The organism is Actinomycetospora sp. (assembly GCF_036497585.1).
Taxonomy (GTDB): domain Bacteria; phylum Actinomycetota; class Actinomycetes; order Mycobacteriales; family Pseudonocardiaceae; genus Actinomycetospora.
Window position 1 is genome coordinate 1 of the sequence record NZ_DASXJD010000117.1, and the last position, 5,478, is coordinate 5,478.

The 5,478-nt window shown below is 78.1% G+C and carries 3 protein-coding genes and 1 pseudogene; 2 read left to right on the forward strand and 2 right to left on the reverse strand.

Annotated elements, in window-relative coordinates; translation table 11 throughout:
* Window positions 1-45: 45 nt before the first annotated feature.
* Together VGH76_RS11695 and VGH76_RS11700 are read right to left on the reverse strand one after the other, a co-directional pair.
* Entirely contained in the window at window positions 46-2,319 is a 2,274-nt protein-coding gene (locus tag VGH76_RS11695) for an FUSC family protein (protein WP_331556853.1), read from the reverse strand.
* Between the two features lie 53 nt (window positions 2,320-2,372).
* Entirely contained in the window at window positions 2,373-3,140 is a 768-nt protein-coding gene (locus VGH76_RS11700; RefSeq protein ID WP_331556854.1) for an IclR family transcriptional regulator, read from the reverse strand.
* Window positions 3,141-3,380: 240 nt separating this feature from the next.
* Between VGH76_RS11700 and VGH76_RS11705 the strand changes: the two are divergent.
* Both VGH76_RS11705 and VGH76_RS11710 read left to right on the forward strand, forming a co-directional pair.
* Window positions 3,381-3,737 (forward strand): annotated as a pseudogene (locus VGH76_RS11705) (alpha/beta hydrolase fold domain-containing protein); the annotation flags it as partial.
* On the forward strand, window positions 3,620-5,353 hold the full coding sequence (locus tag VGH76_RS11710) for an FAD-dependent monooxygenase (protein WP_331556855.1): 1,734 nt from the start codon (window positions 3,620-3,622) through the stop codon (window positions 5,351-5,353). The pseudogene VGH76_RS11705 and the gene VGH76_RS11710, both read left to right, overlap by 118 nt.
* Window positions 5,354-5,478 lie beyond the last annotated feature (125 nt).

A 5,478-nucleotide genomic window follows, 5' to 3' on the forward strand; every position in this document is an offset into this window, starting at 1 on the left:
CCGGGGTCATAGCCCCGGAAAGTGCTCACGGGCGCGGAGCGCACCTCACGCGGCGAGCGGGGTCCGCGGCGGTGACGGCGACGGCACGATCCGTTCGAGCATCACGAGGTCGTCGGCCAGCCAGCCCAGCCAGCCCCACGCGTCGACCAGCCGGAGCGCGCGCACCGGGTGCTCGGCGCGGTCGGGCAGGTCGGCCACCGCGCGCAGGCCGGCACGCACGAAGCCCGGCGGGGGGGCGGGCACGCGGTGGGGATCGTCGCCCTCGGTGCGGAGCACCACCGCCCAGCGCTGGTAGCGGTCGGCGACGACGTCGACGTCGCGGCGCAGCCGGGCGACGAGCTCCGGCCACGGCGCGGCGGTGTCGGGGCCGGGCGGTTCGGCGAGCGTGCCGCGCGCGCCCCGGCTGACCCGGTGGATGACGCCGAGCACCACGAGCCAGTCGAGGTCGTGGCCGCGGGCGGGTCGCCGCTCGGAGCGGAACTGGGTGTACGTCGCCTCGTAGCGGGTGAGCGCGACCGCCATCGCCGACAGCCGCGCCGTCACCAGGCTCCGCGGGGCCGCCCCGGCCAGCCAGTCGGTGGTGCCGTCGACGAGCGCCGCGGCGTCGGAGAGGCAGCGCGCCGCCGCCCGGCGGACCTCGCCGTGCCCCCCGCGCGGCCACACCGCGGCGCCGACGACGAGCCCGATCACCGCGCCGAGCAGGACGTCCAGCACGCGCTCCGGGCCGAGCTCCCACGTGGGCGGCGAGAGCTGCGCGAACAGCACGGCGACGACGAGGGTGAAGCAGGCCTGGGCGGCCACCACCCCCGCCAGCCGGCCCGACGCGACCGCCACCACGACGACGACCGGCACCAGCGCCGCCGTCGCGACCGGGTGGGGGCCGACCAGCAGCACGAGCCCGATCGCGAGGGCACCGCCGATCGTCGTCCCGAGGACCGCGGGGGGCAGCGCCGCCCGGGTGGACGCGGCGGAGGTGCGCATCAGGGTCAGGGTCGCGAGCAGCACCCAGAACCCGTGCGCGACGTCGAGCTCCCCGGCGACGAGGCGGGCGAGCGCCAGCCCGACCCCGAGGCGCAGCGCGTTCTGCAGGTACACCGAGCGCAGCGAGAGGTGGCAGCGCAACCGCCGCCACCACAGCAGCGGCGCGGGCGCCCCGGCGTACCAGAACGGCCCGTCGCCGGGGACCTCACCGGGGGTGGCCGAGGCCGGGACCGGCTGGTGCGGCAGCAGGACGGCATGGGTGGCCAGCACGACCATGCGCTGCTCCTCGGCGATCTGCGAGACCGCCACCGACGTCTCGGCCCGCGCGACCGCCTCCTCCCCCGGCCCGAGGAGCTCCACCGCGCGCAGCCGGCGGGCGGTGAACGTGGCCCGCGCCGCGTCCAGCCCCTCGAGACCCGGGGGGACGTGGTGCCCGTCGAGCGCCGCGGCGACCTCGTGCAGCGACGCGGCGACGGCGGCGAGCAGCGGTGTCGGCGCCTCCGGGTCCGCGACCGGCGCTCCCGCCGCGGACCGGCCGGTCAGCGCGGTGGGCGCCAGCTCCTCGAGGGCCTCGACGCGGCCCTGCAGGGCCCGCAGGGCAGCCGCGAGGTGGGTGAGCCCGCGGTCCGCGGCGTCGGGGCCGGTGGGACGCTCGTCGATCGGGACGCCGACGAGGCGCAGCCCGTCGGACGCGGCCGTCGAGTCGCGCCGGGCGCGGGCGAGCGTCCCGGCGCCGTCCGGCGCGTCGCAGTGCTGCAGCGCCTCGAGGTACGCGCCGAGGGTGCGGGCGGCGGCCGCGGCGCGCCGGGCGAAGGGCCGCGGCGGCGCGGGCGGGAGCAGGAAGCGGTCGGCGAGCGCGAGCAGCACGGTGCCGATCACGAGCCCGAGCAGCCGCAGCGGCAGCTCGGCGGGGGTGAACGGCGGGAACGACGGGAGGATGTAGAGCAGGTGCAGGCCGATGACGACCCCCGCGGCCCGCGGGCCGCCCAGGGCGAGCAGGGCGACCAGCACCCCGAAGACCAGCACGCCGGCCGTCGCCGCCCAGGTGTCCACCGCGAGCAGCGTGCCGATCGAGACGAGCACGAGGCCGGCCGCGCAGCAGCCCACGAGCGTGCGGGTGCGCTGGGCCGGGGTGCCGCTGATGTCGGAGAACACGCCGAAGCCGAGCACCCCGAAGACCGCGTACACCGCCACGGTCGGCTGGCCCAGCCCGTAGCGGCACGCGAGGAACCCGACCGAGGCCGCGACCGCGATCCGCACCGCGCGCCGCGTGGTGGCCAGGCCGGGGTCCCGGCGCAGCAGCCACCGCAGGGCACGTCCTCCGCGGCCACCGGGCACCCGGTCATCGTGGCGCCGCGAGGGCCCCGTCGGAAGCCCCGCCGGCGACCCCGTCAGCCGGACCGGGGCGGGCGGTGGCCCAGGCCCCGGGCGACGGGGAGCGCGGTCGCCCGCACCACCTCGGTGTAGGCCCGGGGGCGCGCCGACCCGGCCGGGACCACGACGGAGACCGCCGCCAGGGTCTGCCCGAGGCCGTCGCGGACCGGGGCGGCGACCGAGGACACGGGCGCCGGCGACGACCGCTCGAACACCGCGACCTGCTCCCGGCGCACGTCGTCGAGGCGACGCCGGGCCCGGTCGGCGGCGCACGGGTCGAGCCCGGCCAGCACCCGGGCGGCGACCGGGCCCGGCGCGCCCTCGAGCAGCACCAGCCCCACCCCGGTGTCGTGCAGCGGCATCCGGCCGCCCACCCGGTAGTCGATCTCGACGGCGCCCCGGGACGAGAGCCGCTCCACGAGCAGCGCCTCGTCGCCCTCGCGGACCGCGAGCAGGACGTGCTGGCCGGACACCTCGTGGAGGTCCTCGAGGTAGGGCAGGGCGACCTCGCGCAGGCCGTGGCTGCGCGGCGCGAGCGAGGCGACCTCGAAGAGCCGCAGGCCGACGACGTAGCGCTCGTCGGCATCCTTCTCCAGCGCGCCCCAGGCCAGCAGGTGGCCCGCGAGCCGGAACGTGGTCGAGAGCGGGATGCCGGTGCGCCGGCTCAGGTCGGCGAGGCTGCACGCCCGGTGCTCGGCGTCGAACGCGGCCAGCAGGGCGAGGGCGCGCACGACCACCGGATCGCCCTCGGCGGGCCGCTTGCCCCGACGCACCGGCGCGTCCATCACCCGAGCGTGCCATGCCGGTCAATGGAAGGACCGGGCCGTCGCCGCGGTCACCGTCACATCCTGGGCGGCGCCGACGCTCCCGGACCGCCGCCGATCCGACCCGGAGGACCTCGATGACGCAGAGTTCGCCACGCCCGCGGGCGGCTCCTCGCCCCTGCCGGGCAAGCCGGTGCCCTCCGTGCTCGACGCCGGGGAGGGCGAGCGGGCGCACCTGTTCGACCAGCTCTTCGGTTCGCGGTCGCCTCGCCGGACTACCGGGTCTCCGGCGAGGCGGGCTTCCCGGCACCCCTCGACGATGTCCGCGCGGGCCTGGCCTGGCTCGCCGGCCACCGGGCCGGGTTCGGGCCGGCGGGGCGCCGAGCGCTGTGGGGCGAATCGGCCGGCGGCCACCTGGCCGCCCTGGCCGCGCTGACCGCGCCGGCCGGGGCCGGCGTGGACGCCGTCATCGTCTGGTACGGCCCGCAGGGAGACCCGCCATGTCCCGCAGCTACCCTGTGCTCGTCGCCGGCGGCGGCCCCGCGGGGCTGGCCGCGGCGCTCGAGCTCGCCCAGGCCGGCGTGCGCTGCGCGGTCGTCGAACCGCGCACCTCGGTGACCACCGACCGGCCCCGCGCCAAGACCACCAGCGCCCGCACCATGGAGCTCTTCCGCCGCTGGGGCCTCGCCGACCGGGTGCGCGCCGCCACGCCGGTCCCGGTGTCGCACGCCCAGGACGCGGTGTTCTGCTCCCGGCTCGCGGGCCACGAGATCACCCGGTTTCGCAACGCCTTCGCGATGCACGACGGGCGCCGCGACGAGATCGCCGAGTCGGGCCGCCAGATCCCCCAGCCGGTGGTCGAGCAGGTCCTGCGCGACGCGGTGGCCGCGGCGCCGACCGTCGACCTGCTGCTCGGCCACCGCCTGGTCACGGCGGTCGACGGCGAGGACGGCGTCGTCGCGCGGGTCGCGTCACCGGCGGGCGCCGAGGTCGAGGTGCACGCCGGCTACCTGTTGGGCTGCGACGGGGCGACCGGCGTCACCCGCGACGTCGCGGGCGCCCGGTACGAGGGCCGCAGCGGCGAGCTGCCGAACCTCAACGTCACTTTCGAGGCCCCCGACCTCGAACGGCTCGTGTGCGCCCGCGGGGCGCACTACTGGGTGCTCGGCACCGACGCCGCCGGGATCGTCGGGCGGATGGATCTCCGGGGCACCTGGTGGGCGGTCGCGCAGGGGGTGCGCTCCGGGGTCGACCCGGTCGCGCTCGTGCGCCGGCTCGCCGGGGTGGACCTCGACGTCACCGTCCGCGCCACCGACCCGTGGTCGGCCCGCATGCTCCTCGCCGACCGCTACCGGGGCCGGCGCAGCTTCCTCGTCGGCGACGCCGCACACCTCAACCCGCCGTGGGGCGGGCACGGCTACAACACCGGGGTGGGGGACGCGGTCAACCTCGCCTGGAAGGTCGGCGCGGTCGTCACCGGCTGGGCGGGGCCCGCGCTGCTCGACTCCTACGAGCCCGAGCGCCGACCCGTCGCCGCCCGCACGATCGACGCGGCCGGCGCCCAGGACTCGCGGCTCGCGGGCTCGTTCGCCCACCCCGACCTGGATCGCGACGACGAGGCCGGGCGGCGCCGCCGGGCGATCGTCGCCGACGACGTCGCGGTCAAGCGCGGCGAGTTCCACAGCCTCGGGCTCGTCCTGGGCTACCACTACGCCGACTCCCCCGCCGTCGTCGACGACGGCTCGGCGGTCCCGCCGGACGACCTGATCACCTACCACGGCTCCGCCCGGCCCGGGGCCCGCCTGCCGCACCGCTGGCTGCCCGACGGCTCCTCGCTCTACGACCACCTCGGCCGCGGCTTCACGCTGCTGCGCCTCGACGCCCGCGCGGACGCCGAGGCGGTGCGGGCCGCCGCGGCGTCGTCCGCGGTGCCGCTGCGGGTGCTCGACCGCGGCGATCTCCCCGGGGCCGACCTCCCCGACGCACCAGCACGTCGCGTGGCGCGGCGACGACCACGCCGCGGCCGTGGCGGCGCTCGACGTTGCGCGCGGCGTCCGGGACGCCCGCGTGCCCGCCCACCGCTGACCCACCACCTCCCCCGACCACCTGGACACCGGGAGCCCCCGTCACGGCGCCGCTGTCGAGGTGGAGGTCGAGCGGCTCGGGGTGCTGCGCAACCACGTCGTCGCGTCGTCCGACCGCCACCGGTCGCTGGGCCACTAGGGCGTGTCTGACGGATCGATAGGGGTTCGTGGGGGAAGATCTTGCTGTGATCAGGCAGGAGATCTCCGAGGAGAAGTGGGAGTGGATCGAGCCGCTGCTCCCCGACCGCACCCCGCGCCGCGGGGGCCGGTGGCGG

Excerpts from the sequence above, each read along its gene's own strand:
- VGH76_RS11710 (WP_331556855.1), top strand. The coding sequence starts at position 3,620 with ATGTCCCGCAGCTACCCTGTGCTCGTCGCCGGCGGCGGCCCCGCGGGG.
- VGH76_RS11700 (WP_331556854.1), bottom strand. The coding sequence starts at position 3,140 with ATGGACGCGCCGGTGCGTCGGGGCAAGCGGCCCGCCGAGGGCGATCCG.